Here is a 24,507-nt window from a genome sequence, read left to right on the forward strand (position 1 = left end):
TTTTTTATGCCCAAATTAGACTGAGATCCAGGACAAAGCCAGGGAGGAGAGGATCCCCCTGCAGGTAAGCTGGGCGCTCCAGGACTTGTAATGGCTGGCTAGGACGATAGACACGGGTCAATTAGCCAGCCCAGTTAGTGCAGCTTGACTTGCAAAGCAACTAGATCGCTCGGAGGGAGCGCAACTCCAAAACAAAGCTCCCTAAGCGCCCCCAGCAGCATCCAGCAAGAGGTGAAGGAGTCGAAGACCAGCGATTTTCCTCTTCAGCTTTTGGGGATCAGCCGATTTGGACAGGCGGCGCGGATGTGGGACTTGCTCAGGTCAGGCATGAGGGCCAAGGCTCGTTCGGCATCAATTTGTGCTTCGCACACTGCCTCCAGCACCTGCTCTGCCAGCAGGGAAAGGGGCATGTCAGCAGTCTCCTCTGGATTGGTTTTTTCAGAGATTTGCCGAACTCCCTGCGGCGGAGGGGGTAAGGTCGGCTCTGCTCGGGGAGGCAAGGTAGTGGAGGTGCCCACTGACAGTGGGGTTTCGGCAAAGGTTGCGCCAATCCTCCCCAGCAGTAGGGATCCCAGCAGCAACACCAGCCCAGCCATCCCCTGTGCTGGCCAACACCTTGGTCTCTGGGCAAGGCTACGGCTGCCCACCCCCTTGTCCAAGCTCCTACCGAGCCCCTGGCTGCTCATTTCACCCCTCCAAGACCACCTTCTTCCTCAAGCCTCAAGATATCCAACAAACTAAAGTTTGCAGTAGGCTAGCCTTGGCCAACTTTTCCCGCTGTGCCCGCTATGGCACGTCTATCCCAAGAGCTAGCCCGCTTAGCCGGCCTTGCCAACAGCTCGGAGCAGCCCGAGGGATCCCCACCAGAGGCGATCCGCCTCGAAGAGATTCTCAAACTGGCGCGCGAGCGCAGCTTTGGCTTGTTTTTGGCAGTGCTGTCTTTTCCCTCGGCTTTGCCTCTGCCCGCTCCTGGCTATTCCACTCCCTTTGGCGTGGTTATTCTGCTGCTGGCCCTACAAATGCTGGCAGGGCGAGCCACTCCCTGGCTGCCGTCATGGGTGCTGCAGACATCCATTGAACGGAAGCAATTTCAAAAATGGGTGCAGGCCGGGATCCCTTGGCTGCTGCGCCTTGAACAAGTTGCCCGCCCCCGCTGGAACCTCGTCTGCACCAGTCGCCTGGGCCAGGTCTGGCTAGGCACCTGGATGGGTTTGATGGGCATTTCCATGATCATTCCCGTGCCCGGCACCAACACCCTGCCGGCAATGGGGGTCTTCGTCACCGCCTTTGGCCTCCTGGAAGAAGATGGGATCCTCTGCAGCTTGGGATCCCTGATCTGTGTGGCAGCGGGGCTGCTGACCACTTCCATTTTGGTAGGCCTGGGGCTAGGGGGAACGACCTTGTTGGATTGGCTGCGAAGATAGCGCCCTACCCGCTTCTCTCCCAGAGGGAATTGGGGATCCCAGCTTCACTGACAAGCTGTATCGCCTACACCTTGCTGCAATCTAGAGCTCCGCGCCGCTAGCGGGAGATCCTGGCTGAGGTGTTCAACACCCCTACCTCTGGCGGCGTGACATTGCCGCAGCCCCCAGCACTGCTTCTGTAGCAATGGGGCGAGATTGAGGGATCCAAAAAGCTCGGCCTGGAGCGCCTCGGCAGGCGGCATGGGTTAAATGACCTCGCCCTCGGACGTGATTCTCCCCTTGAGTTTGCCAGCTCGTTTTTCAGCTTCCTCAAGAACAAGAGGCAGTTGCTCCAACACCTCGCCAGGGTACTTCTCCAACACTCTCAAGGAGAGGGCGACCCGCCCCTTGGCCTCATCCACATCGATGACCACGGCTTTGATGGGCTGCCCTGGCTGGAACAAGTCGGAGAGGGAGGCGACAAAGCGTTGGCTGACCTGCTTGATGGGCAACAGCCCGCTGGCCCCTTCCTCCAGCTCCACAAAAATGCCAAAGGGCTTGAGGGCGCTGACCTTGCCCCGCACCACTTGGCCAGTGGTATAGCTCCCCAAGCTCTCCACTTGTCGGGCCACTCGCTGGGAGAGCACCAGCTTGTTGGCTGCGGGGTTGACCTCCAGCAAACTGGCAGTGAGGAATTGGCCCACTAGCTCCTCCAGAGCTTCCCGCTGGAGGAGATGGGAGCGCGGAATGAAGCCGCGCAGGCCCTGCACATCCACCACCACCCCGCCCTTGTTGATGCCGATCACCGGCGCTGTGACCACCTCGCCTCTGGCTTGCTTTTCGGCCAGCTCTTCCCAGAGCCGCTTCAGCCGCAGCCGCCGCACCGAGAGCAGGATCTGCCCTTCTGCGTCTTCTCGCAAGATGAGAAACTCGGCTTCGCTTTTGAGGGGAAACACCTGGCTTAAGTCTTCCTCTGAGCCAATCCCAGCTTCCTTGAGAGGCAAAAAGGCTGGCGACTTGGCGCCAATATCCACCAAAACGCCGTCGCTCTGGTGCTGGAAGATGCGACCTCGCACTACCTGGCCCGGTCGGAAGTCAAGGCTTTGGGCCGCTAGAGCCTGGGCAAAGTCTTCTGCGGAAAAGATCTCGGCAGCGGGCGGGCGAGGGGAGTGCAAGCTCATGGCCAGGGTAGCAATGTGAAGCAGTGCGCTCCAGGATAACCCAAAACGAAGTCAGGATCCCAGCCCTTCCCGCCCACCGTGGACTTTGCTGGCTGCAGCTTAGATGTAGTACATCAGCCTGGCCTGTTGCCCTTGGGCCTGCCGGTCACAGAGATCCTGCAAGGTTGTCTTTTGGAGAATGTCCACTGCCGCTGCTTGGGCCTCTTGCCAAGCCTGCAGAAGCACCTGGCGCTCTGGAGTGAGATCGCTGCTGGGCAAGGTGCGGGAGCGGCTCAGCTCCTCGCCCTCGATGGCCTGAATGACGTCTAATAGGGAAATCTGCCAGGGCGGTCGAGCCAGAAAATAACCCCCTTTGGCCCCCCGCTGGCTGCGCACCAGCCCTTGCCGGCGCAAGGTGGCCAACAGTTGCTCCAGGTAGCGGTCGGGAATGGACTGATGGGCTGCAATCTCCCTAATCTGCAACACCCGGCCGTCGTTGTAGTGCTGGGCCAATTCCAGCAGCGCCAGGAGCGCGTACTCGCTTTTGCAGGACAGCTCCAAAATACCCATCCTTAGCTGTAGGGATGAGATCTATGATATTCCGGTTTTCCGCCGGGGTTTTGTGGGATCCTGCTCTGGGCTGGGATTGGGCTTGTATGGTGGAATAGGCCTCTTTGGATCGATCTATGGTGGGTGCGGGCACCCGGATGCCGGCGGAGCGACTGCAAACTTTGCAGCAGCAGATCGGCAGGCTGATGGCCAACGTCGAATCGGTATTCCAGGGCAAGTCGCAGGTGGTGCAGGCGGTGGTGACAGCCCTGGTGGCAGAAGGTCATGTCCTGCTAGAGGATGTGCCGGGAGTGGGCAAGACCACGTTGGCGCGGGCCATAGCCCGCAGTTTGGGGGCCAAGTTTCAGCGAATTCAATTTACCAGCGACCTCTTGCCGACTGACATTCTTGGCCTCACTCTTTTCAACAAGGAAAAAGGGGAGTTTGAGTTTCGCCCCGGCCCTATTTTTGCCCATGTCATCCTAGCCGACGAGATTAACCGCACCTCGCCCCGCACCCAGAGCGCCCTGCTAGAGGCGATGGCGGAAAAGCAGGTTTCGCTGGACGACCGCACCTACCCGCTGCCCCGCCCCTTCATCGTGCTAGCCACCCAAAACCCTTTGGAGTACCACGGCACCTATCCCCTGCCAGAAAGCCAGTTGGATCGGTTCTTGGTGCGGCTGTCGATTGGCTACCCCAGCCCTGAAGTTGAGCGATCCCTCCTGTTGCATCGGCAACAGGCGGATCCCGTGGAGGCTCTGCAGCCCGTGCTTTCGCTGGCCGAGTTACGGGAGATTCAGGCGGCGGTGGATCAGGTGTACTTGGAGGGATCCCTGGCCGACTACCTTCTCCAGGTAGTCCAGGCTACACGCACCTCCAAGCTGCTGCGGGCTGGGGTCTCCACTCGAGGAGCGTTGGCTTTGGCAAGGGCAGCGCGAGCCAGGGCCCTCGTAAAGGGACGCGGCTTCTGCCTGCCCGAGGATCTACAGGCCTTGTTCGTGCCGGTGCTGGCCCACCGTGTTTCCCTAGCTGGAGGGGGAGAGATGGCAAGTAACCGCCGGCAGGAAGCCGAAGCCATCATCCGCGACATTGTGGCCACGGTCGAGCCCCCGGTTTGATATTCCAGAAGACAGTCGAGGGGGTTGCCCTGCCTGAGGCTTGCGCTTCTCTGGCCCAGGGGCTGGCTAAATTGGGGGCTGGCAGAGCTAGGGGGCCTTTGCGCCGCTTTTCCGGTAATGGAGAATAGGGGATAGATTCTCACGGCTTCAGGATGAGCCAGCTACCTCAGACCACTGCCCATGTGCAGATTACCCGCCGCTCCTGGCAGGAGGGTGCCATTGAAGGGGAAGTCAGCGCTAACGGCTGGGCTTGGCACTTTTGCTGGCGCTTTCGAGGTGGAGGGCTTAGGGTGGAGCCCTCAGTGGGGCGAGCCCTGATTTGCGATCCCTTGAGCCGTTTTTTGGAGAAATCGGATTACCTGCTAGAGCCCGGCAGCAACTACTCATTTGTTATTCGTAGCCGCCTCTAAATAGCCATTTGGAATCCTCACGCGGGAGAGGCTAGCGCTGAGCAGACCTCCCTTTCCTCGTCATGTCGGCTACCTCTGTGCTGCCGGCGGACAAGTTCTAATATTGGGATGGTCGTTCTAGGAGCTGCCTTCATGACCTCTTCCTCCCACCTAGCGGCTGCAGAGCAGGCCAGTGGTTCTGCTAACGGCCTGAAGGAGGCCTCTCTCCTGGCGCAACGGGATTCCTTGGACCGGGCCCTCCCTAGGGACGAGGTGCTCGATCGTCGGAACACCTTGTTGAACCAGCGCCTGCAACTGGTTGAAGAACTTTGGGAATCGGTAATCCTGCGGGAGTGCGGGCAGCCGTTGGTGGATCTGCTGCGACGGCTGCGCTCCCTGTGTTCTCCCGAAGGGCAAGCTCTAGAATATCCAATCCCAGAAGTCTTCCAAATTGTTGAGAACCTTAGCCTTGAGGAAGCCATTCAAGCAGCGCGCGCCTTTGCCTTGTTCTTTCAGCTCATCAACATTGTTGAACAGAACTACGAGCGGGCAGAAGAGTCGGATATGCGCATGGTGGACAGCCAACAGCGCACCGTGCGGGAAAACGAAAAATTTGAACGGCTCTTCCCCTACCTGCGGGCTCAGGGAGTGCCGCCTGGCTTGCTGCGCCGCCTGCTGGAGCGGCTGCACATCCGCTTGGTGTTTACCGCCCACCCCACTGAGATTGTCCGCCACACCATCCGCGAAAAACAACGGGTCTTCTCCCGTCTGCTCAGCCAACTGGACTGGGCAGAGCAGTTCGACCCTCTGCAAGCTCAGATGTTGAGAGAACAGCTGGCAGAGGAAGTTTTGCTCTGGTGGCACACCGACGAGTTGCACCAGACCAAGCCGACGGTGCTCAACGAAGTCGATTACACCCTGCACTATTTTGAAGAGGTACTGTTTCAGGCTATCCCTCTACTGCACGAGCGCCTCAGGCGCAGCCTGAAAAAGTCCTTTCCCACCGTCGAGCCGCCCCCTGCAGGATTTTGCAACTTCGGCTCCTGGGTGGGCGGGGATCGCGACGGCAACCCTTCAGTGACTGCCGACGTAACCTGGCAAACAGCCCGCTACCAGCGCAACCTCATTTTGGGCAAATACATTGAGTCGGTGAAAGCGCTCACCAAAACCCTAAGCGTCTCTTTGCACTGGGGAGATGTGGACAGCCAACTGCTGGACGCCCTCGAGCAGGATCGCCGCCTCATGCCTGAGGTTTACGAGACCTTTTCCTTGCAATACCGCCAGGAGCCCTACCGACTGAAGCTCAGCTACATCCTGCGGCGGCTGGAGTTGACGCGGGAGCGCAACCGCAACTTGGCTGATTCCGCCTGTCTGCCCGCTCCTCCTTCCTTGGGCAACGCTTACGCCAGCGCCGAGGAGTTTTTGGCCGACTTGCAACTCATCCAAAGAAGCTTGAAAAACAGCGGCCTTTCCTGCCGCCAGTTGGACTACCTCATCGAACAGGTACAGGTCTTTGGCTTTCACCTGGCTCACCTAGATATCCGCCAAGACAGCAGCTACCACGAGGCCGCGCTCACGGAGATCTGCGAGTACTTGCGCATCTTGCCGCGGCCTTATAGCCAGATGACGGAGGAGGAAAAAACGGCTTTTCTCCTGCAGGAGCTGCAAACCCGGCGGCCCCTGATTCCGCTGGAGGCTCCTTTTTCTGAGAAAACGGCGGAGCTGATTGCCACCTTGCGTACCCTGCGCCGCCTGCAGCAGGAGTTTGGTCGAGACATCTGCCAGACCTACATCATCAGCATGAGCCGCCAGTTGAGCGATCTGCTAGAGGTTTTACTGCTGGCCAAGGAGGTGGGCCTTTATGATCCCATCAGCGGGCGCGGGTCTCTAGCGGTAGTGCCGCTGTTTGAGACGGTGGAAGACCTGCAGCGGGCGCCGGAGATCTTGCGGCAGTTGCTGGAGATCCCCTTCTATCGCCAGTACCTGGCCCAGCAGGAGAATTTACAGGAGGTGATGCTGGGCTACTCCGATAGCAACAAGGATGCCGGCTTTTTGAGCAGCAACTGGGAGATCTACAAAGCCCAGCAGCGGCTCCAGGCGGTGGCCGAGGCGTGTGGGGTAAAGTTGCAGATCTTCCATGGGCGGGGTGGCTCGGTGGGTCGCGGCGGCGGGCCGGCTTACGAGGCCATCTTGGCCCAGCCTGGGCGCAGCGTGGGGGGCCGCATCAAGATTACCGAACAGGGAGAGGTGCTGGCTTCTAAGTATTCCCTCCAGGATCTGGCCCTTTTCAACCTAGAGACGGTTACTAGCGCTGTCATTCAGGCCAGCCTGCTGCGCACTTACCCCAATGACCTGCACGAGTGGTCGCGCCTGATGGAGTCCCTAGCGGAGCGCTCGCGGCAGGTGTACCGCAACCTGGTCTACGAGCAGGAGGGCTTTGAGGAGTTTTTCCACGAGGTCACTCCTATCGAAGAGATTAGCCAACTGCAGATTAGCTCTCGCCCAGCCCGCCGTAGCGATGGCTCAAAGGATATCCGATCCCTGCGGGCCATCCCTTGGGTATTTAGCTGGACGCAAAGCCGCTTTCTCCTGCCAGCCTGGTACGGAGTGGGCACTGCTCTCCAGGAATACGCCGCCCAAGGCGAGCACCATCTCACCCACCTGCAACACCTCTACCGCGAGTGGCCCTTCTTCCGCATGGTGATCTCCAAGGTGGAGATGACTCTGGCTAAAGCGGATTTGCAGATTGCCCGCCACTATGTCCAGGAAATGAGCTCCCCCGAGCGTTTGCCGCGGGCAATGGAGCTGTTTGAGCTCATTGCCCAAGAAATGCACCGCACCCGCGAGATGGTTTTAAAAATTACCGGCCATAGGGAGCTGTTGGAAAGTGACCCCTACCTAAGACGCTCAATCCAGTTGCGCAACCGCTCCATTGTGCCCCTGGGCTTTATCCAGATCTCGCTGCTCAAGCGCCTGCGCGGCAAGCAAAGACCCCCCCTTCACCCCAGCCAGCACAGCCGCGCTGAGCTGCTGCGCGGAGCCCTTCTCACCATCAATGGCATTGCCGCTGGCATGCGCAATACCGGCTAAAGGCTTCTAGGGGTCTGCTGGGTCAGCTAAAACAAGTCATCCTCGGATTCGTCCGGCTCTACCTCCTGAACCTCCACTGACTCCACCTCGACGACGCGGCGAGAGGAAGGGCGAGGCTTTGCTTCGGCGTAGCTCTCCTCTTGAGTTTGGGGTAGACGGGGAGGACGACGTCGGCTACCGACGTCAGTGCTTTGCTCCTCCTGGGTATCGTCTCGATACTCCTCAGGGGTTGGGCGACGAGGGCGACGGGCGGAAGGCGGAGGGGAAGACTCAGCCTCCTGCTGCAAGGTTGTCTCTAGCTCTTCCTCGTCATCCTCCGAACGACGACGCGGTCGCACCTGTGTACTGCTGGTCAACTGTGGCCGCGGGCGGCGAGCTGGTTCCTCGCTGCGCTCAGGAATGGAGCGGCTAGAGGAGGAGGTATCGCGAATGCGGGATCCGCTGGCCGCGCTGGCAACGGCACGTCCTTGGCCATAGCCATCGGGCGGATAGGTGCGGCTAAAGCCTTGGCGCCGCATAGCTGGACGAACTCCAGTTATCTGGCGCACCTTCTCGTTTAGGAGAATGCGCAGGCGGAAGGTCTGGATGGCAAACCAGCCCGCCATCACCGCCAACAGCACCTGGGCAAAAAACAGCAAGGGGATTAGGCGCTGACCTTCCAGGAGCAGAGAGATGGAGTAGATCAGGCCCATCGTAGCGAAGATTACATCTGACTCTTCCGAGGCTTCGGGCTTGACAAAGCGGACGGCAAAGATGGCTCCACTGGCAATTGCCACCAGGGCTGCCATCAAAAAGTAGGGGCTTTGGGTGAGAAACATGCCAGGGATCCCCAAACGATAGGAGCGGGAAAGCTGTAAGCTTTACCCCTTTCAGAGCCGATCCTAACACCAATCCTTCTGCTGGCACGGCCCAGGATCAGGATGCTTTGGTAGGGAGGGGTTGGTGCTAGAATCGACGGCAGCTCCCAGTAGGCTCCATGCTGTACCTGGCACGGGTAGACAAGAAAAGTCTTTTTGGCCCAGCGGAGTTACAGCTTCTAGCCCAACAGGGCGAGAAGGGGATTTGGACACCGCTGCCTCAGCCGGAGCGGATTACTCTCAAGGAGGCAGCCCCTTACAACGTTGGGGTGTTGCTGCTGGTCGAGCTGGGAGAAAAGCGGCAGGTGCAGCAGGTGGAAGAGGCGGCGATGAAGCTGGTGGAGATGCTGCACAGCCTCTCCCAAGCCTACAGCCTAGTTGACTGGACGGAGATTGAAAACTGGCGTTTTTCCCTAACTCGGCAAAGCCAAGAGTTAAGCCGTCGCGAAGCGGAGATAGCTGCCCGTCAGGAGCAGCTGCAACAGTGGGAAGCTCAACTGCGGCAAAAGCAATCTTCCTAGACGGGGCTGAGATCGGGCCGTAACTCGCGAGCGCCTCTTAGATAAACGTGGTGCATCTCCGCCTGCGTCAGGGGAGTGTTCAGTTGGATTAAAACACGGATGCAGCGGGGCAAAGCGCCATTGACCTCCATCTGTTGCACGTCCAGCAGAGGCACTGCCTCCCAGCCAGGACGGCGGCGGGCAAATTGGGCAGGAAAGGCGGCATCTAGGTCAGGGGTAACGGAGAAAATGACGCTCACTACCTCTGCTGGATCAATGGCGTTGCGATGTTCTAAGGCATCCAGCAGTTCGTTGACTGCCGCACCAATGGCCTCGGCAGTGTTGGCCGGCACGGTGATGGCTCCTCGAATTGCTCTCACCCGCCACCCCAATGGCTTGGCCCTCGTGCCTTTGAGCTCGTCTTGCTTTCACAAGATTATACAGTTTGTCTCTTTGGGATCCCACCCCCTCCTTGCAAGCTAGGGGGCAGGCTGCAACACCTTCTCTAGGATCTGCTCGTGGCTAAGGCCCGCGTCCACCCAGGTTTCTGCCTCCTTGAGGCGGTTGGCAGCCGTCAAGATAAACAAGTTGCTTTTTGCCCCCAGAGCCTCGCTGGTGGTTTGCACGCAGGCCAAGTCCTGGCCAGTCAATTGGCTAAACCAAGTGGCCAATAGCCCTGCCTCCAAGAAGCCCATTGGGCGCTTAAAGTGCGGAGGTGTGGCAGCGGCGAAGGGAGAGTTGCGAATCGACACCACCACTACCCCCTGGTCTTTGTAGGTCCAGTCGAGGTCGATCAACCCCCAGCCGTGGGTTTTCCAAGCCGGTTTGAGATTCTGGAGAAAAAGGCCCATCTCCAGCTCAGCTAGGGGCTTTTGGTAGTAGTCGGAGAGCTCCTGGGCAAAGCGGCGGAAAAACTCCTTGCCCCACATGCGGCCACAGTGGCGCAGCACCAGACGGGCTGCTTGTCCTGTCTCGTATTCCAGGCCAGTGTAGATGGCTCGCAATAAGGTTTCTGGAAGGGCTAGGAGACGGTCGCCGTGGCGACTTTCTAGCAAACCCGACTCCAGATCGCTTTGCAGGTAGAGGCTGGGCGCGTAGTAGTTGGCCAGAACCGGCGTGTAGGGATCAAAGCCGGCAGAGCTGTTGGCAAGGGAAACGGTGTCAGCCATAGGGGATCCCTGGGTTGGCGAATGGAAGCCACCGCTAGGCGGCTGGGAGGCCGCTTAAAGATAGCAAAGCTGCCTGCACGCGGGTAATCAAGGGACGGATGAACTCGAGTTCGCCAGGTTGTAGGCAGTCTTTGAGCTCCTGCTGGAAAAGCCGATGGGCAACTTCGTAGACGTTCTGCAGCCCATACAGGCGCACTTCCTCTTCCATCCAGTCGATGAGCCGCTCTTTGAGGAGGTTTTCGTCCTGCAGCAACATGGCCAGGGCGCTGTGCCGCAGCAACAGCAACAGGTGGCGCCGGCACAGATCCACGACCTGGGGGGAGAGGTTGGGCATCTCCTTCTGCAGAGCCTCCAAGGTGCGGCCCACCATCTGAGCCTCCCCCTCCCGCAGAGCCCGGTACACGTGCTGCCGTTTTGGCCAGCCGAGGACATAGGCTTTAAGCTGATCCAGCTGCTCCGAGGTGAGGTAGCGAGCCTCTGCCTCGATTAGCATTTGCTCCAAGGGGCTGACCATCTTGCTTCTCCTAGAAAGCTAGCGTTCAAAACAGGCTGAATAGGTTGTCCAAGGTGATCTGCTCTTCCTCTGGCCCAGCTTCCGGTACCGACCCCAGGGATGGCCAAGAACGGGCCGCCAAGGCCAGGGGATCCCCGGGCCAGGGGATGGAGTTAAGGTACTCCCGCACCTGTAAGAAGGGCATTGGCAGCAAGCGGCTTTGCCGTGGGCGGTTATCCCAGTTCAAGCGGGCAAAAAAGCTCTGCACCGACTCCTCTAGAAAGCTCTCTGGCGTCATGCCTTGGCCACCCCTTGACCAGAGCGCAACTTTTGGGCAATTTCACTAGCCGTGGCCCCCTCGTTGAGCCAAAAGGCAGCCGCGTCAATGCGCTCTTTGCTGCCGAGCAAAAACTTGCAGTAGCTTTTCCCCATGGAGTAGCACTGGATCTCGATGCAGTTGAGCTGCCGCTCTACCATCGTGCTGGAAAAACCGGCAAATAGGCCGGCGTAGAGGTGGCAAACGGGTTTGCCCACATCCCCCAAGGTGCGGGCCACAGCCGAGTCGAACAGGTTGATGAAAATAAACCCCTGCCGCCGGCTTTCGAGCTCGACTTCCCAGCGCCCCCAGCCTTGCGAGGTCAGAGGCCACCACCAGGTTTCCAGGAGAAACATGAGGTGGGTCTGCTTGGGCTTGCGCCGGTACTCCTCCTCGAACCAGCGGGAGAAGTGGAGAGCATCGTTGCGCCCCCACTCGCGGCCAATGGTATACATCAAAGAAGCAGAGGCATCCCCCACCTCTTCTTCCAGCCCCTGCTGCAAGCTGAGGATAAAGTCTTCGCTGACCAAGACATTGCGCGCGCCCGTCCAGTCCACTAGAGATCCCCGCGAGGGGTCGAAGCGGTAGAAGTCTTCACGGCTGTAGTGGTTGTGTCGCTGAGCAGCGGGCTGCAGGGCGAGCTCTAGGGTGCCGGTTGTCATGGCTGGAGGCGAGGAAGGTCAAGTTTTTCACTCTTCTTGTTGCTGAATCATAACCTTATCTGCTAGGAGCTTTGGCTAGAGCTGTCGATGGATGCGCCAAGAGCTCCTGCCGCTGGGAAGCCAGAGACAACAAAGAGGCTAGGGGGATTTGGGTTTAGGGGTGAGGTCGGACTTTGACAAAGGCGATGGCGGAGCGCCACAGCAGCGACTCTTGCCCCTCCGCGTCTGCTAGGCAGAGACAGTCGGGATCCTGCCAGCGTAGCTGGCCGATGAAGACATCTCCCGTATTGAGCTTAACCTCCAGGATTTCTCGATCCCGAATCACCTTCTGTAGGCGACGCACACTCGGGATCCCAGTGTCAAAGTCGGTCACGGCAGTCCTCTTGGCCAGTGAACGGACGGCGTATCGGCAAGCGCACTGCTCTCAGTATAGGGGATCCCTGCCGGCCCGCACCTTGGCTTGGCCAACGCTAAAAAGCGCTCTCGCCCTTTGACCCACTTTTTCTGCCAGCGGCTACTATGCAGGGGGGTGCGCTTAGAGAAGACGGCAAGCCTTGTCGACCTGCCGTGTTCTTCTGTTCTCCCCGGAAAAAGCTAGCGGAATAGCGCTGGGGTGGCAGAACGTGCACCTGTCGCCCTAGAGAGGGCCAATCCCGTTGGGGATCCCTTCTATCTACCGCTTTGCCACCGAATTGTTGTCCTTTTCAACCATCATCCTTGCAGGAGAGAGGCTATGGCAGTTGAGAAAGTGAACTCTTCTTCGAGCTTGGCCGAGGTGATCGATCGCATCTTGGACAAGGGCATTGTGGTCGATGCCTGGGTGCGGGTTTCGCTGGTGGGGATCGAGCTGTTGGCCATTGAAGCGCGCGTCGTCGTGGCTTCGGTGGAGACCTACCTGAAGTACGCCGAGGCTGTGGGCCTAACGGCTACTGCTGCCGCTCCCGCTGTCCAAACCTCCTAATCGACTTCCCAGCTTTCAACAAAGCCTCAGCCTTTAACTAAGAGAAATGCAGTCGGCAAGTGAGGCAGGGGTTCAAAAGAATCTCTGCCTCCTCCCCCTTCAAGCGATTGGCTTGCGGTTTGAGGGGAAGTAAAAAACTGCCAAGGAGAGAACGCCATGAGTTTGCAGGAGCGGTGGGCCGAAGCCCGCAGTCGACGGGTGGCTCAAAACCTAAGTTTGTTGAGCGGATCCCGGCAGCAGCGCCTGGAGCAGCACCGCGCTCTGATGGCCGAGCTGAGACAACGTCGCCAGGAACGCCAAGAGGCAGTACGGCAGCAGAGGGAGCAAACCCGCAGCCAACTGCGCAGCCTGGAGCAGAACCGAGCGGCGCAGCGGGCTTTGGACAAACATGCCCGTCTAGAGGCTGCAGCGCAGCGGGCCCAAGGAGTGGCGGTGCTTCTCTCTCGCCTGGCCCAAGAACGGGCCGCCCAATCGCAGGCGCAGCGGCAGGAGCTAGAGACTTTTCAAGCCGACTTGACAGCGATGGTGAAGAGCTTGCTAGCCACCTATGCCCAGGCGCGGCAGGCCATGGCCAACCAAACCCGACAAGTGCGGCAGGCTTTCTATGCCGACTTGCGGCAACGGGTACGGCAGGAGCTGGCTCGGATTGCCCAAGAACAGCGGGCAGAAGCCCAAGCGCTCCGCCAGGCTTTGGCAGCTTTCCGCAGGGCGTTGCGCGAGCAGGTGTGGGGGGATGGGATCCCTGTCCGCCTACCTGAAGATTCTGGGGCTGTTGAGAAGCAGTTTGAGTGTTGGGACAAACCCCCAGAAATAGCTCCAGGCGAAGCTCCTCAGCCAGAGGCTACAAGCAAGAGCGAACCCCCAGGGGATACTCCTGTAGCGCCGCCACCGCCTGAGCCCTCTCAAGATCGAGTTGCACCCCCACTTGCTAGCGAGGAGCAGCCGGATCCAATCCTGAACTACGTCAACAACTATGTGGCAGCCCTGCAGGCGCAGGATCCCAACCTAACCTTGCTGCAGGTGATTGGCGATCGGGAGCGGGTGCGGGATCTGCTGGCCCGCGGTGCCGTGGATCTGGGGGTGGATCCCTCGGAAATCTTGGCCACCTTGCGGCGTATGGTGTCAGCGACGGCTGTGATCTCAGTTCCGCCCCCGTCCCCGTAAGCGCAAGAAGACGGTTACGGCTTACGGCTATAGTCCAGGCAAGTTAAGCGTTGGGTATTGATATGGCTACGGTTTTGCAAGCGCGTCCCCGCCAGTTTGTAAGCACTCCCTACATTGAGCGGATTACCCGCCGCGCCTTGCGCTATCTGCAATCCGGTTTTGCCGTGCATCTGCGGGGGCCTTCGGGCACAGGCAAGACCACCCTGGCAATGCATTTGGCCAGCCTTCTAGGTCGCCCCATCATGCTGATCTACGGCGACGATCGCTTTGATTCTTCCGACCTCATCGGGGGGCGCACTGGCTTTACCCATCGGCGGGTGGTGGATAACTTCATCCATTCAGTGGTGAAGGTAGAGGAAGATGTGCAGCAGCGCTGGGTAGATGCCCGCCTCACCTTGGCCTGCCGGGAGGGGTTTACCCTCATCTACGACGAGTTCAACCGCTCCCGCCCCGAGGCCAACAACGCCCTCCTAAGTGCCTTGGAAGAAAGGCTGCTGGTTTTGCCGCCGGGCAGCCACCGCTCCGAATATCTGCGGGTGCATCCCCAGTTTCGGGCCATCTTCACCTCCAACCCCGAGGAATACACGGGGGTTCACAGGGCTCAGGATGCGCTGCTGGATCGGATGATTACCATCGATATTGGGGAGCCCGACATCGAGACGGAAAAGGAGATCCTCATTTCCCGCATTGGCCTATCGGCTTCCGACGCGCTTAAGATTGTCCACCTTGTCCGTACCTTCCGCCGCAGGTTGGATCTGACTCGCCAACCCAGCCTGCGCAGTTGTCTGATGATTGGACGCATCGTCAGGGAGCACGAGCTGGCGGTGAGTAAGAACGATGCCGATTTTCGTGCTCTGTGTGCCGACGTGCTGTTGCCCAGGGCCGGCAAGCGCTACGAGGAAGGAGCCCAGGTGCTCAACTACTTGCTGGATCAACTGCCCAACTGATATTGGTTTGCACGCTTTGGAGGAGAATTCCCAGTGCCCATTGCCTCTCAACCCCTGGCCACGGCAACGCATGGCTCTTCTCTGGCCGATGTCCTGGAGCGGGTTCTGGACAAGGGCATTGTCATCGCTGGAGATATCACCGTTTCCGTGGGCAATGTGGAGCTGCTCAGGGTGCGCATTCGGCTGCTGATCTCTTCGGTGGACAAGGCCAAGGAGATTGGGATCAACTGGTGGGAATCGGATCCCTATCTCAGCAGCCAGGCGCGGGAGCTGCTGGAGACCAACCGCCAGTTGCTGCAGCGGGTTAGCGAGTTGGAAAAGCAACTGGCTCAAGTCCTGCCCAGGGGAGGGGATGGCAAGGGCTAACAGGCTGCCCCAGCAGCGGGATCAGGGATCCCAGGCTAGACTGGCTGCTGGAGTGGTTTAACCAGGGGAGGGAATGGCGAGGGGGATCGACCTTGACCAAAGGAGCTTGGGCCGCCAGAGGAAGGTGGGTTGGGCGGTGGGCATAGGGTTGGCCCTTGCGATCCCCGGCCCAGCGTGGGGGCAAAATCCACGCGCCATCAGCATTAGCGCCGATGTTCAGGAGGCCAACGCCAATACAGGGGTGTTCGTAGCCACTGGCAATGTTACCCTCCGCTTCCCTGCTGAGCGCCTCACGGCCCGCGCTCAAAAGGCGGTCTACTACAGCCAAGAGCAGCGGATTGAGCTGGAAGGCCGGGTCACCGTCCGCCAAGGAGAAAATCAACTCCAGGCCGAGAAAGTCATCTATCACATTGGAAAAGGGATCCTTCAAGCTGTCCCCTCGCCCGGACAGCAGGTGGAGTCTATCTACGTGTTGCCAGCGCCCACCGCCAGCCCTTGACCCAATCTCAACTAACGCCCACGAAAGGATTCGAACCTCCGACCCCTGGGACCGGAACCCAGTGCTCTAGTCCGCTGAGCTACGTGGGCAGCCTTCAGACCTTATCCTACCCTCCCACTGGCCTGCTTGCAAGTCCCGAACGGGGGCAAAGCTATGGCGATGCTGGGGGCTTGGCCCCAAGCGCTGCAGCGCTAGCCAGTGCTCCCGTGTCCCATAGCCGACGTTGGTGCGCCAGCCGTAGCCGGGGTACTGGGAGTCCCAGCTCTGCATCAGGGCATCCCGCCAGACCTTGGCCACGATGGAGGCAGCAGCGATGGAGAGGCTGAGCTGATCCCCTTTGACCAGCGCCGTCTGCCGGGATCCCAGCTCCGCCAGCGGCAGCCCATCCAGCAGGATGTGCTCCACTTCCCCCACTTGGGCCAGAGCTCGCTGCATGGCTAGCAACGTCGCCTGGCGAATGTTGAGTTGGTCAATTTCGGCAGCAGAAGCACTGCCAATGCCTACGGCCAGGGCCACTTGGCGAATCCGCTCTGCCCACTGGGCGCGCTGCCGTGGGCGCAGTTGCTTGCCATCCTTCACCCCTGCCAGCACCTCGGGATCGAGGTAGGGTGGCAGGATGACCGCCGCTGCCACCACCGGCCCCGCTAGGGCTCCCCGCCCCACTTCATCCACGCCTGCTACCCGCAGGATCCCCTCTTGCCACAGGGATTCCTCCCAGCTCAAGCTGGGCTTCGTTGCTTTGTCCATACGGCCACAGCGCTATCTCAAGCAAGAGCGCTAACTGGCTTGGCTAACTGCCGCGAGAGCGCCGTCGTCTGGAGGCTGCTGGAGATTGGTGAGAGGGATCAATGACCACTTCTGGCGGCGCCCCTGTTGCCGGTGGCTCTGCTATTGATTCTGTAGGCAACCGTTCAGACTGGGTAACTTCCGCCAAAGGCGCGCCGTTGGCAGAAGTTGTGTCGGTTTTTGCCTCCACCGGGCTGTCCACCCTGGCCGTGCCTGGCAAAATGACCCTAACCACCGTGTCTCGGCCCGCCGGCGGCGGCTGATCCAAAAGCAACAGGGGTGACAGACCCAGCTCCGAATAGACCCGCTGCTGGAGAGGAGTCATCTCCACAGTGATGGTTTGTCGAGCTGGCTGGCTCTCTGGGGACTCTGTCCCACTGGCGCGCCCAGCATCCTCCCCCCGGCCAGGGCGATGGACTTCCTTGCGCTTCTGCTCTGCCCCTGCCACCGGCAGTGGCTGCGGGCTTTCCTCTTCTACCGCTCCCTCTTCGCGAGGCCGTTTGCGCACCGGCTCAGCCCTGGCTTCCTCTGGCTCCAGTCGCTCTCCTTGAGCAAGTCGAGAGCGGTCTAGACTTGGTGGCAATGCCCCATTGCTTCCTAGCTGCAGGCGCGCCCGCTGGGAATCACCATTCCGGGGCAGAATTGGAGCGCCCTCCTCTTCGCCCTCCTCAGCCTCGCCAGGCAGCGTTACCGGTCGTCCACTTTCGACAGTTAACAGCCGCCCCGGCTCGGATCCCGGCAGTCGGGCCAGGATCCCTAGCCCCTCACAGGTGGGGCAGGGGTGGCCAAAGATCTCATAGAGGCTCTGCCCCTGCCGCTTGCGGGTGAGTTCCACTAGCCCCAACTCTGAGAGCTGAACCACCTGGGGGCGGGCCTTGTCATGGGCAAGGGCTTTGTTGAAGTGTTCCAAAACCAGCAGCTGATCCTGGCGGGAGTCCATGTCGATGAAATCCACCACGATCACGCCGGCAATGTTGCGCAGCCTCAGTTGGCGGGCAATCTCGGTGGCAGCCTCGCAGTTGGTCCACAGCACCGTCTCGCGGGAAGTGGCCGACTGGGTGAAAGAGCCAGAGTTGACATCGATCACGGTCAGGGCCTCCGTGGGCTCGATGACGATATAGCCCCCGGAGGGTAGATCCACCCGCGGCCGCAGCGCCTGGCGAATAACCGCATTGACCCGGAAATACTCCAAGATGGGGGTGGGCTCACGGTGAACCTCGACCACAACGCCGGGCGGCATTTTTCCTTTGTTCCAGCCTTGCAGATAGCTGCGCACCCGCTTCGCACCGGCCGCCGAGTCAGTAACAATGCGGTTGACATCGTCTGAGTAGACGTCCCGCAGCACCCGCTGGATAAAATCCTCGTCTCGCCTCAGTAGACCCGGCCCCCGTGCCGCCTGGTACTGCTGTTGAATCTCTTCCCAGAGCTTTTTCAATTGCTCCAGGTCATCGATCATCGCCTCTTCAGCGACTCCCTCGGCCTCAGTGCGCACCAACAGGCCCATTTGGGGGGGCTTAATCAAGATGGCTAGCGACTTCAGGCGATTGCGTTCTTCTCGATCCTCGATGCGGCGAGACAAATACACCCCTTTGCCGTAAGGTCGCAGCACCAGGTAGCGTCCTGGAAGAGCCAGGTCTCCCGTAAGACGCGGCCCTTTGTTGCCAGTGGGCTCTTTCATGACCTGCACCAGCACTTTCTGTTGCGGCAGGACCAGTTCGGAAATGGGAGCCTGGTTGCGTTTGAGGCGCAGCGGGCCTAGGTCACTGACGTGAATAAACCCGTTGCGTTCTCCAGAGCCGATATTGACAAAGGCGGCATCGATGCTGGGCAGGACGTTCTCGATGACACCCACGTAGATATCCCCCACCTGGTGGGTGCCACTGGCGATGATCAGCTCTTGGACTTGGTCTTCGGCAAAGACAGCGGCAATGCGGTGTTGCTCAGCAATAACGATCTGCCTAGGCATGCATTTTCCTCCCCGCCCCCACGGCCTGCGGTTTTGGATTTGCCCTCGTCTCGGAGAAGTGGTGTTCTAGGATTGGCTCGGTTTGACAACAAAATTGACTTATCGTGCAGCTGTCCATTACCCTAAGCTCTGCTCCAATGGCCAACGACGAACTTTATAGACAGGCAGCAGGAAAAAAGTAGCCCAGCAGAGGAGCCTGTGGCAGCCTAGCCACCTCTTGCCCATAACTTGCCTGCAGGAAAGAAGCCTGTCCTCGGGAGAAATGAAAAGCTAGGTCTAACTGGAAGAGGCACACCTCTTTGTAGCACCTGGCGCCTGGGCCCTGTTGCGGCTGCTGCCTGCTCTAGATAGGGAGCTCAAATTTGGCCCGACTTTTGCTGGCTGCTCATCTTGCCTTGGGTCAGGTTGAGGGCTAGCAAGGGTGGCAGCGGCAGAAGCCAGGGGTAGCAAAATTATAGCGCTTGCGGGATCCCTCAGCCCAGCTAACCCTGATACCGCAGCCTGACTGGGGATTTGTCCAGGGGATCCTGCCACCCGTCCTCAGTCGGAATTCAAGGTGCCGTCCTCCCACAACAAGCGCAGCCGTTTGGCCGCCTGCAGTGTCCAGCGAGGCAAGCCCAGAGCCTCGGCCATTTGCAGCAGTTGGTTGGGCCGCAGGTAGGCGCCGTTGTTGCGGCAACTGCCGCGGTAGAAGAGGTAGGCGCTGCTGTCGGGGGCCAAGCCCTGAAACTCCAGGTAGTATAGCAGGGGACGGGCATTGAAGAGAGAAGCTTTGCCCGACTTGGAGACTTTTTCAATCCAGATCTCGCGCGCATCCAGGATCTGGGCGACCCAGGCTGGCCAGTCGGCAGTGGGCGACTCGCAACTTACAGTGAGCTGATACTCAGCGGCATAGACGGCTTCGGTAGCCGAGGGATCTCGCAGGCCAATCTCTTGGATGGCCCGGATGGAGATTTCTGGCGGCAGTTGTTCGACAAGCAGGGCGCGCAGTTCGTCAGGGGTGACGGGCCCCTCGGGGCGCTTTAGCAACTCCAGATCGAGGACTTCGCCGTAGCCTTCCTGGCCGATGGGCAGGGCGTTGGCGTTGGCTAGTCGAGGCATGGGGTGGTAGCCGCCGCTGAAGGCTAGGGGCAAGCCGGCGCGCCGACAGGCCCGCTCCCATAGGCGCATGAGATCCAGGTGGCCTAGCCAACGCAGATCCCCGGTTTTGCTGTAGGTGATGCGGAAACGCTGGGCAGGCGGCTCTGGCTCGAGAGGATCGGGGGTGGGGGTGGGGCGGCTTTGCAAGGGCGGAACGGGCGGGGGCGGGATGACAATGTTGTGGCCAAAGCCGGGGCCGCAGACGCCGCAGGCGGAGCACTTCTCGAAGGAGCAGTCTTCTACCGTGATCGCTGCCAGGGCGCGGCGGTAGTCTTTCTGCAGCCATTGCTTGTCGATGCCGGTATCGATGTGATCCCAGGGCAAGGGATCCTCCAGGCCAAATTCGCGCATCGGGAGATAGGCGCAGAGGGCCACTGGATCGGCGCTGGGATCTACCGCCTCGCCGCAGTAGGCCTTCACCCAGGCGGCATAGGCGGCGTCGATGTTTTCCCACCAGGCATCCAAGCCGGCGCCAGCTCGCCAGGCCTGCTCGATCATGCGGCCCAGGGAGCGATCCCCTTTGCCAATCAAGTCCTCCAGGATGCTAAAGCGAATATCGGTAAAGTGGGCCTTGACTCCCCGCAGCCGCCGCAGTTCCCTTTGCAGCAGATCCTGCTTGCGCCGCACGTCAGCGTAGTCCACCCGGTGCCACTGGAAGGGCGTGTGGGGCTTGGGGACAAAGTTGGAGAGGGTGAGGGTAAACTCCACCCGCTTGCGGCCCAGGGCCGCACATTCTCGCTGCAGCATCTCGACCGTGCGGGCAATCCCAATCACATCGTCGTCAGTCTCGCCGGGCAGGCCAATCATGAAGTAGAGCTTAATTTTGTCCCAGCCCTCCTGGACTGCAGTGCGAATGCCGCGAATGAGGTCAGCATCGCTAAGGCCCTTGTTGATGATGTCCCGCAGCCGTTGCGTGCCGGCCTCCGGAGCAAAGGTCAGCCCCGAGCGGCGGGATCCCTTCATGATGGCGGAAATGTTCTCATCAAAGCGATCCACCCGTTGGCTGGGCAGGGAAAGGGCAATGTGCTGGCCAAGGAGACGGTTATGTAGCTCTGCTCCCACCGCTGGCAGGGAAAGGTAGTCAGAGCAGCTGAGAGAAGAAAGAGAAAACTCGTTGTAGCCGGTCTTGCGCAAGCCCTGCACCACCGCCTCCACTACCGCTTCCGGATCGACATCGCGGGCAGGGCGGGTGAGCATGCCGGGTTGGCAAAAGCGACAGCCGCGGGTACAGCCACGTCGCACTTCCACCACCAGGCGGTCGTGGACGGTGGCCACCAGCGGCACTAGACCAACGGAGTACTGCAGTTGGGGCAGCGCTACGCGGCGGCGAATGCGCTCCGGCACCCCAGGCACGATGGGCCGCGGGGGGATCCCCTCGTAAAACTGCGGCACATACACTCCTGGCACCTGGGCCAGCTCCAAGAGCACCTCCCGGCGGGGCTTGTGCAGGGATCCGGCCAGCACCTGACCAATTTCCGGCAGCACCTCTTCCCCATCCCCGAAGACGAAGAAATCGAAAAAGTCGGCAAAGGGCTCTGGGTTGGAGGTGGCAGTCGGCCCACCGGCAAAGATGAGGGGACACTCTTGTGGGGTAAAGGCTTGCCGTTCCCACCACTTGAGCGGGATCCCGGCCAGATCCAGCATCTCTAAGATGTTGGTGCCCCCTAGCTCATAGGCCAGGCTGAAGCCGACGATGTGGAAAGCGCGCAGGGGGCGACGCGATTCTACGGCAAACAGCGGGATCCCCAGCTGCCGCATCCGAGCCGCCAGATCCGGGCCTGGCAAGTAGGTGCGGTCGCACAACTGGTCTGGCTGGGCGTTGAGGATGTTGTAGAGGATGATGTGGCCCAGGTTGGAAGCCCCCACCTCGTACAGCTCCGGGTAACTTAGCACCCAACGCACCCGTGCCGAGTCCCAAGGGCGATGGACAGCCCCGAATTCTTTGCCCAAGTAGCGAGCTGGCCGCTGGATTTCAGGCGTGAGCAAGCGATCCAAATCAACGGGTTCTAGGTGTGCTTCCGTGGCAGCCGCAGCAAGCATGGGGATCCTGGCAAGAAGTAAACGCAGCTACTAATTCTGACTCTAGCCGAACTTTTCCAGCAGCCCAAACCCGGCGTGGTTTCTGTGTAGGCAACGGGCGCAACCCTCAAGAAAAGGACAGCTCGACGGGAAGTGATGCCGGTGGAGACCCCTCTAGCGGGGTTGTGGAAAAGGTCCGCTTTTGTCCAGTGTTGTATCAGTCTTCAGAGCGGTCAATCCTGCTCTTCCTCCGCCTCGAAGGAGTACCCAGAAGCTACTGCCAAAGCTTCCAGCGAGCGGAGTCCCACGTAACTGCGGCCATTGATAATCCAAGTGGGATAGCTGGTGATCCCTGCCTTCGTACATTCCTCAACCTGAGGCGTGCCGGGCCCGTTGGGCGAGCACTCCACGTAGGGTATCTGGGCAAAGGCCGACCCAAACAAGGCCTTCTGCTCTTGGCAGTGGGGGCACCAATAGGCCCCGTACATGGTGGCGCCAATCTTGCGCAGGTGGGCTGCTAAGCCTGCCGCTAGGGGGCTGGGCGGAGGAGCCTGCTTGGCGTACACCCCAAGGGTAACTACCAACGTAAATAGGCCCACGAGAATGTAACTGAAAGCCAGCTTGGCCCAGTCCAGCCAGCGGTGGCCAAACACCGTGACGAGCCACAGCCCCGCTACCAGCCCCATCGCTGCCGTGCAGTACAGGCAGAATTGCCGTAGCACCGCCACCATCAGGTAAAGCATATACATCTCAAAGACAGTCATGGCGGAAACCAAGCCAAACAGGGCTGGCCATCGCCACCGCTTCACTCCTGGGATCTCTTCCGGCAGCCCTGCCAGGGCCAAGACGGCTAGAAACCCCAGCAGGCCAATGGCTGCGGTTGGGATCCCCAAAAACTCTGCCCACCGACTGGAGAGCACCAGGTTACACCCCCCATCCCCCCCGCAGAAGGCAGCAGGCTGCTCCGTCAGCTTGGTGTAGGTAAGGTAGGCTGTTAACAGAACTCCCAAGCTGGACAAGAAGACCAAGATTGGGCGCGCATGGCGCTGCAGCCAGGTTTCTTCTGGGGTTCTGAGATAGGAAGCCATAGGATCGTTCCAGCAGCTTGACACCCCTGAAATTATAGAGGAGCAGAGTTGACCTCGTCCGTGGGATCTAACACCGGCAAGCCGGCTGAACGACGTACTTGAGCGGCCAAACTGTCTCCCAGCCGCAGGGATCCCAGCTTGGGGTCAGAGAGGGGGCGGTCGCAGATCCCCCAGCGGCGGCGAAAGTAGCGGGCCAAGTCGGCTTCGGCCAAAACTAGATAAACTGGACGGCCATGGGGACAGGTGTGGGGGTTAGCCGTGCGCTGCCAGGCATCCAGCAACTGCTGCATCTGCTCCAGGGTAAGTGGGACCCCATTGCGCAAGGCACCACGACAGGCCAGGGCCACCTGAGCTGCTTCTAGATCCGCGCAGCGGCTGAGTTCCAGAAGGGATCCCTGCACCTCTTCGGGGTCTTCCGAGCAGAGAGCTAGCGGCAGGCGGCGCACCAAATACGTAGCGGGGCCAAAGGGTTCCGGCTCTAGCCCCAACTGTTCCAGCTGCTCCACGGCCTGGGAAGACAATCCCTGCAACATGACTGGTGTCTCGAGCTCCACTAGCTGCCAGTGCCGTTGGATCTCCTCATAGCGCACTCGCTCGTGGGCCAGGTGTTGCTCCACTAGCCACAGCCCCTGGGGGTGCTCCGCTAGAATGTAGGTTCGGTGCAGTTGGGCTAGCGCCTTCAGGGGGGGCAAGGAGCAGCCGGCGGCGGAGGGAGCTGAAACCCGGTAGAGCGACTTGGACTCGCTGGCGCGGAGGAGATGGAGAGAGCGGCGGCTGGACTGGGCAGAGCCTGCGTGCAGAAGATCCTGCAGGTACTGGCGCAATTGCTCCTGTCGCTTCTGCGGCTTTTGTAGATAGAGCTCGCTCTTAGCTGGATGGCGGTTCCAGTCCACCTGTTCAGGTGGCAGGCGCAGGTGCACCACTACCAGAGGATGGCGGTGGCGGGGCAAGGCGTGTTGAAAGACTGACTGGATTAACCGTTGCCACTCCAACATCTGCACAAAGCGGCCATTGACGGCTACCCGGATCCAATCGGGGCGAGGGCGATGCAGGCGATCCGGCAAGCCCACCACCAACTCCCAGTCGCTATCCCCCTCTTGAATGCGCCGGTAGCGCAGATCGGAAGGCTCCACCTGCGGCAACATTTGCAGGAGAAGATCCTGCAGAGATTGGCCCGGCCAAAGACTAAGTAGCAGCTGCCCCTCCTGGCAGACTTGCCAGCTAACCCTTGGATGGGCTAGTGCAGCGTTCTGGACCAAGGTTAGGAGTGAGCGCGTCTGGGGCGGGGGACAGCGGCGCAGGGGCCAGCTAGCAAACAAATCCGCCACCGTCACGACTGTCCCCAGAGCGGTGGCTGCTGGCTGCTTGTGGATCAACTCCCCCTGCTGGTCGTAGGTGGCCAGCCAGCCATGCTCATCGGTGGCATGACGGGTCTGGATGGTCAGGGATCCCAAGCGGGCTAGGCTGTGCAGAGCTTCTCCGCGAAACCCTAGGCTGCACCCATCCCACTTGCTCGTGGTATGGCGACGGGCTACCTGCTCCAACTCCGAGCCTGGGATCCCTTGGCCGTTATCGGCTACCCGCACCTGCCAGCGGCTTGGCCAAAGATCTACCTGAACGCGGCTGGCCTGGGCATCGAGGGCGTTTTCTATTAATTCCCGCAGGGCTGCCTCCAGGGAGTCGATCACCTCTCCCGCCGCCATTTGGGCAACTCGTTCTGGACTTAGAGGCCGAATCTTGACCATGGGAATATCCAGCACTGCTCCGCTGGGAGTCCTCTTTGCTCAATACGCCCAGTATGTCCTGAAAGAAAAACCCCTGGCGCTGGGGCCAGGGGAAGTAGAGTCAGGAAACCTGGGGAAGCA

25 protein-coding genes and 1 tRNA gene are annotated in these 24,507 nt (G+C 60.1%); 10 read left to right on the forward strand and 16 right to left on the reverse strand.

Going from position 1 to position 24,507, the window contains the following annotated elements; translation table 11 throughout:
• Nucleotides 1-263: 263 nt before the first annotated feature.
• Nucleotides 264-596: a hypothetical protein gene (locus NW860_RS04200; protein WP_414411518.1), complete on the reverse strand. Its 333-nt coding sequence runs from the start codon at nucleotides 594-596 to the stop codon at nucleotides 264-266.
• Between the two features lie 192 nt (nucleotides 597-788).
• On the opposite strand from NW860_RS04200, the gene NW860_RS04205 reads away from it, so the two are divergent.
• Complete coding sequence (locus tag NW860_RS04205) at nucleotides 789-1,424, forward strand: exopolysaccharide biosynthesis protein (RefSeq protein WP_414512582.1); 636 nt, start codon at nucleotides 789-791, stop codon at nucleotides 1,422-1,424.
• A gap of 245 nt (nucleotides 1,425-1,669) precedes the next feature.
• Here NW860_RS04205 and NW860_RS04210 read toward each other — a convergent pair whose 3' ends face one another.
• Nucleotides 1,670-2,584, reverse strand: a complete 915-nt coding sequence (locus tag NW860_RS04210; RefSeq protein ID WP_414512584.1) for a S1 RNA-binding domain-containing protein — start codon at nucleotides 2,582-2,584, stop codon at nucleotides 1,670-1,672.
• Between the two features lie 99 nt (nucleotides 2,585-2,683).
• Nucleotides 2,684-3,124, reverse strand: a complete 441-nt coding sequence (locus NW860_RS04215; protein WP_414395560.1) for an RrF2 family transcriptional regulator — start codon at nucleotides 3,122-3,124, stop codon at nucleotides 2,684-2,686.
• 125 nt (nucleotides 3,125-3,249) lie between these two features.
• Here NW860_RS04215 and NW860_RS04220 point away from each other — a divergent pair, with 125 nt between their 5' ends.
• From NW860_RS04220 to ppc, 3 genes are all read left to right on the forward strand, one after another.
• Entirely contained in the window at nucleotides 3,250-4,230 is a 981-nt protein-coding gene (locus tag NW860_RS04220; protein WP_414395190.1) for an AAA family ATPase, read from the forward strand.
• A gap of 152 nt (nucleotides 4,231-4,382) precedes the next feature.
• On the forward strand, nucleotides 4,383-4,640 hold the full coding sequence (locus tag NW860_RS04225; RefSeq protein WP_414512586.1) for a DUF3146 family protein: 258 nt from the start codon (nucleotides 4,383-4,385) through the stop codon (nucleotides 4,638-4,640).
• Nucleotides 4,641-4,772: 132 nt separating this feature from the next.
• Entirely contained in the window at nucleotides 4,773-7,709 is a 2,937-nt protein-coding gene (gene ppc, locus NW860_RS04230) for a phosphoenolpyruvate carboxylase (RefSeq protein WP_414512588.1), read from the forward strand.
• Between the two features lie 26 nt (nucleotides 7,710-7,735).
• Here the strand turns inward: ppc and NW860_RS04235 are convergent, their stop codons facing one another.
• Nucleotides 7,736-8,527 (reverse strand): Ycf66 family protein, encoded by a 792-nt coding sequence (locus NW860_RS04235; protein ID WP_414512590.1) that lies wholly within the window; start codon nucleotides 8,525-8,527, stop codon nucleotides 7,736-7,738.
• A gap of 158 nt (nucleotides 8,528-8,685) precedes the next feature.
• Between NW860_RS04235 and NW860_RS04240 the strand changes: the two genes are divergently transcribed.
• Complete coding sequence (locus NW860_RS04240) at nucleotides 8,686-9,087, forward strand: hypothetical protein (protein WP_414512592.1); 402 nt, start codon at nucleotides 8,686-8,688, stop codon at nucleotides 9,085-9,087.
• Here NW860_RS04240 and aroH read toward each other — a convergent pair.
• From aroH to NW860_RS04270, 6 genes are all read right to left on the reverse strand, one after another.
• Nucleotides 9,084-9,458 carry a chorismate mutase gene (gene aroH, locus NW860_RS04245; protein WP_414395182.1) on the reverse strand — a complete coding sequence of 125 codons (375 nt, stop codon included), beginning with the start codon at nucleotides 9,456-9,458 and terminating at the stop codon, nucleotides 9,084-9,086. The two genes, NW860_RS04240 and aroH, sit on opposite strands and share 4 nt — an antisense overlap.
• Before the next feature lie 87 nt (nucleotides 9,459-9,545).
• Complete coding sequence (locus NW860_RS04250; RefSeq protein ID WP_414512594.1) at nucleotides 9,546-10,235, reverse strand: V4R domain-containing protein; 690 nt, start codon at nucleotides 10,233-10,235, stop codon at nucleotides 9,546-9,548.
• Between the two features lie 34 nt (nucleotides 10,236-10,269).
• Nucleotides 10,270-10,749 (reverse strand): hypothetical protein, encoded by a 480-nt coding sequence (locus NW860_RS04255; protein ID WP_414405739.1) that lies wholly within the window; start codon nucleotides 10,747-10,749, stop codon nucleotides 10,270-10,272.
• A 25-nt stretch (nucleotides 10,750-10,774) separates the two neighbouring features.
• On the reverse strand, nucleotides 10,775-11,026 hold the full coding sequence (locus tag NW860_RS04260; RefSeq protein ID WP_414512596.1) for a hypothetical protein: 252 nt from the start codon (nucleotides 11,024-11,026) through the stop codon (nucleotides 10,775-10,777).
• Nucleotides 11,023-11,706, reverse strand: coding sequence for a V4R domain-containing protein (locus NW860_RS04265; RefSeq protein ID WP_414512598.1), 684 nt, complete (start codon nucleotides 11,704-11,706; stop codon nucleotides 11,023-11,025). The genes NW860_RS04260 and NW860_RS04265 overlap by 4 nt, the downstream gene beginning before the upstream one ends.
• Before the next feature lie 154 nt (nucleotides 11,707-11,860).
• A complete protein-coding gene (locus NW860_RS04270) occupies nucleotides 11,861-12,079 on the reverse strand; it encodes an Hfq-related RNA-binding protein (protein ID WP_414395176.1) in 219 nt (72 codons plus the stop codon).
• A 360-nt stretch (nucleotides 12,080-12,439) separates the two neighbouring features.
• Here NW860_RS04270 and gvpA point away from each other — a divergent pair, with 360 nt between their 5' ends.
• The 5 genes from gvpA (at nucleotide 12,440) to NW860_RS04295 (ending at nucleotide 15,643) form a co-directional block, all read left to right on the forward strand.
• Nucleotides 12,440-12,667: a gas vesicle structural protein GvpA gene (gvpA, locus tag NW860_RS04275; protein ID WP_414404485.1), complete on the forward strand. Its 228-nt coding sequence runs from the start codon at nucleotides 12,440-12,442 to the stop codon at nucleotides 12,665-12,667.
• Between the two features lie 156 nt (nucleotides 12,668-12,823).
• A complete protein-coding gene (gvpC, locus tag NW860_RS04280) occupies nucleotides 12,824-13,831 on the forward strand; it encodes a gas vesicle protein GvpC (RefSeq protein ID WP_414512601.1) in 1,008 nt (335 codons plus the stop codon).
• 62 nt (nucleotides 13,832-13,893) lie between these two features.
• Entirely contained in the window at nucleotides 13,894-14,778 is an 885-nt protein-coding gene (gvpN, locus tag NW860_RS04285) for a gas vesicle protein GvpN (RefSeq protein ID WP_414405735.1), read from the forward strand.
• Nucleotides 14,779-14,811: 33 nt separating this feature from the next.
• Nucleotides 14,812-15,144: a gas vesicle protein gene (locus NW860_RS04290; protein WP_414395170.1), complete on the forward strand. Its 333-nt coding sequence runs from the start codon at nucleotides 14,812-14,814 to the stop codon at nucleotides 15,142-15,144.
• A gap of 73 nt (nucleotides 15,145-15,217) precedes the next feature.
• Nucleotides 15,218-15,643 carry an LptA/OstA family protein gene (locus NW860_RS04295; RefSeq protein ID WP_414512604.1) on the forward strand — a complete coding sequence of 142 codons (426 nt, stop codon included), beginning with the start codon at nucleotides 15,218-15,220 and terminating at the stop codon, nucleotides 15,641-15,643.
• Nucleotides 15,644-15,658: 15 nt separating this feature from the next.
• On the opposite strand, the gene NW860_RS04300 is transcribed toward NW860_RS04295, so the two are convergent.
• From NW860_RS04300 to mutL, 6 genes are all read right to left on the reverse strand, one after another.
• Nucleotides 15,659-15,732, reverse strand: a tRNA-Arg gene (locus tag NW860_RS04300).
• A complete protein-coding gene (locus NW860_RS04305; protein ID WP_414405733.1) occupies nucleotides 15,710-16,390 on the reverse strand; it encodes a ribonuclease HII in 681 nt (226 codons plus the stop codon). Before NW860_RS04305 ends, NW860_RS04300 begins: the two co-directional genes overlap by 23 nt.
• 43 nt (nucleotides 16,391-16,433) lie before the next feature.
• The gene (locus NW860_RS04310; RefSeq protein WP_414512606.1) at nucleotides 16,434-18,395 is read right to left on the reverse strand and encodes an Rne/Rng family ribonuclease; all 1,962 of its coding nucleotides are present in this window, start codon (nucleotides 18,393-18,395) and stop codon (nucleotides 16,434-16,436) included.
• Between the two features lie 540 nt (nucleotides 18,396-18,935).
• A complete protein-coding gene (locus tag NW860_RS04315; protein WP_414512608.1) occupies nucleotides 18,936-21,575 on the reverse strand; it encodes a TIGR03960 family B12-binding radical SAM protein in 2,640 nt (879 codons plus the stop codon).
• A gap of 212 nt (nucleotides 21,576-21,787) precedes the next feature.
• The gene (locus NW860_RS04320; protein ID WP_414412501.1) at nucleotides 21,788-22,642 is read right to left on the reverse strand and encodes a vitamin K epoxide reductase family protein; all 855 of its coding nucleotides are present in this window, start codon (nucleotides 22,640-22,642) and stop codon (nucleotides 21,788-21,790) included.
• A gap of 32 nt (nucleotides 22,643-22,674) precedes the next feature.
• Complete coding sequence (gene mutL / locus NW860_RS04325) at nucleotides 22,675-24,387, reverse strand: DNA mismatch repair endonuclease MutL (protein ID WP_414512610.1); 1,713 nt, start codon at nucleotides 24,385-24,387, stop codon at nucleotides 22,675-22,677.
• Nucleotides 24,388-24,507: the final 120 nt, after the last annotated feature.

The organism is Synechococcus sp. F70.1, from assembly GCF_047502745.1.
Lineage (GTDB): Bacteria > Cyanobacteriota > Cyanobacteriia > Thermostichales > Thermostichaceae > Thermostichus.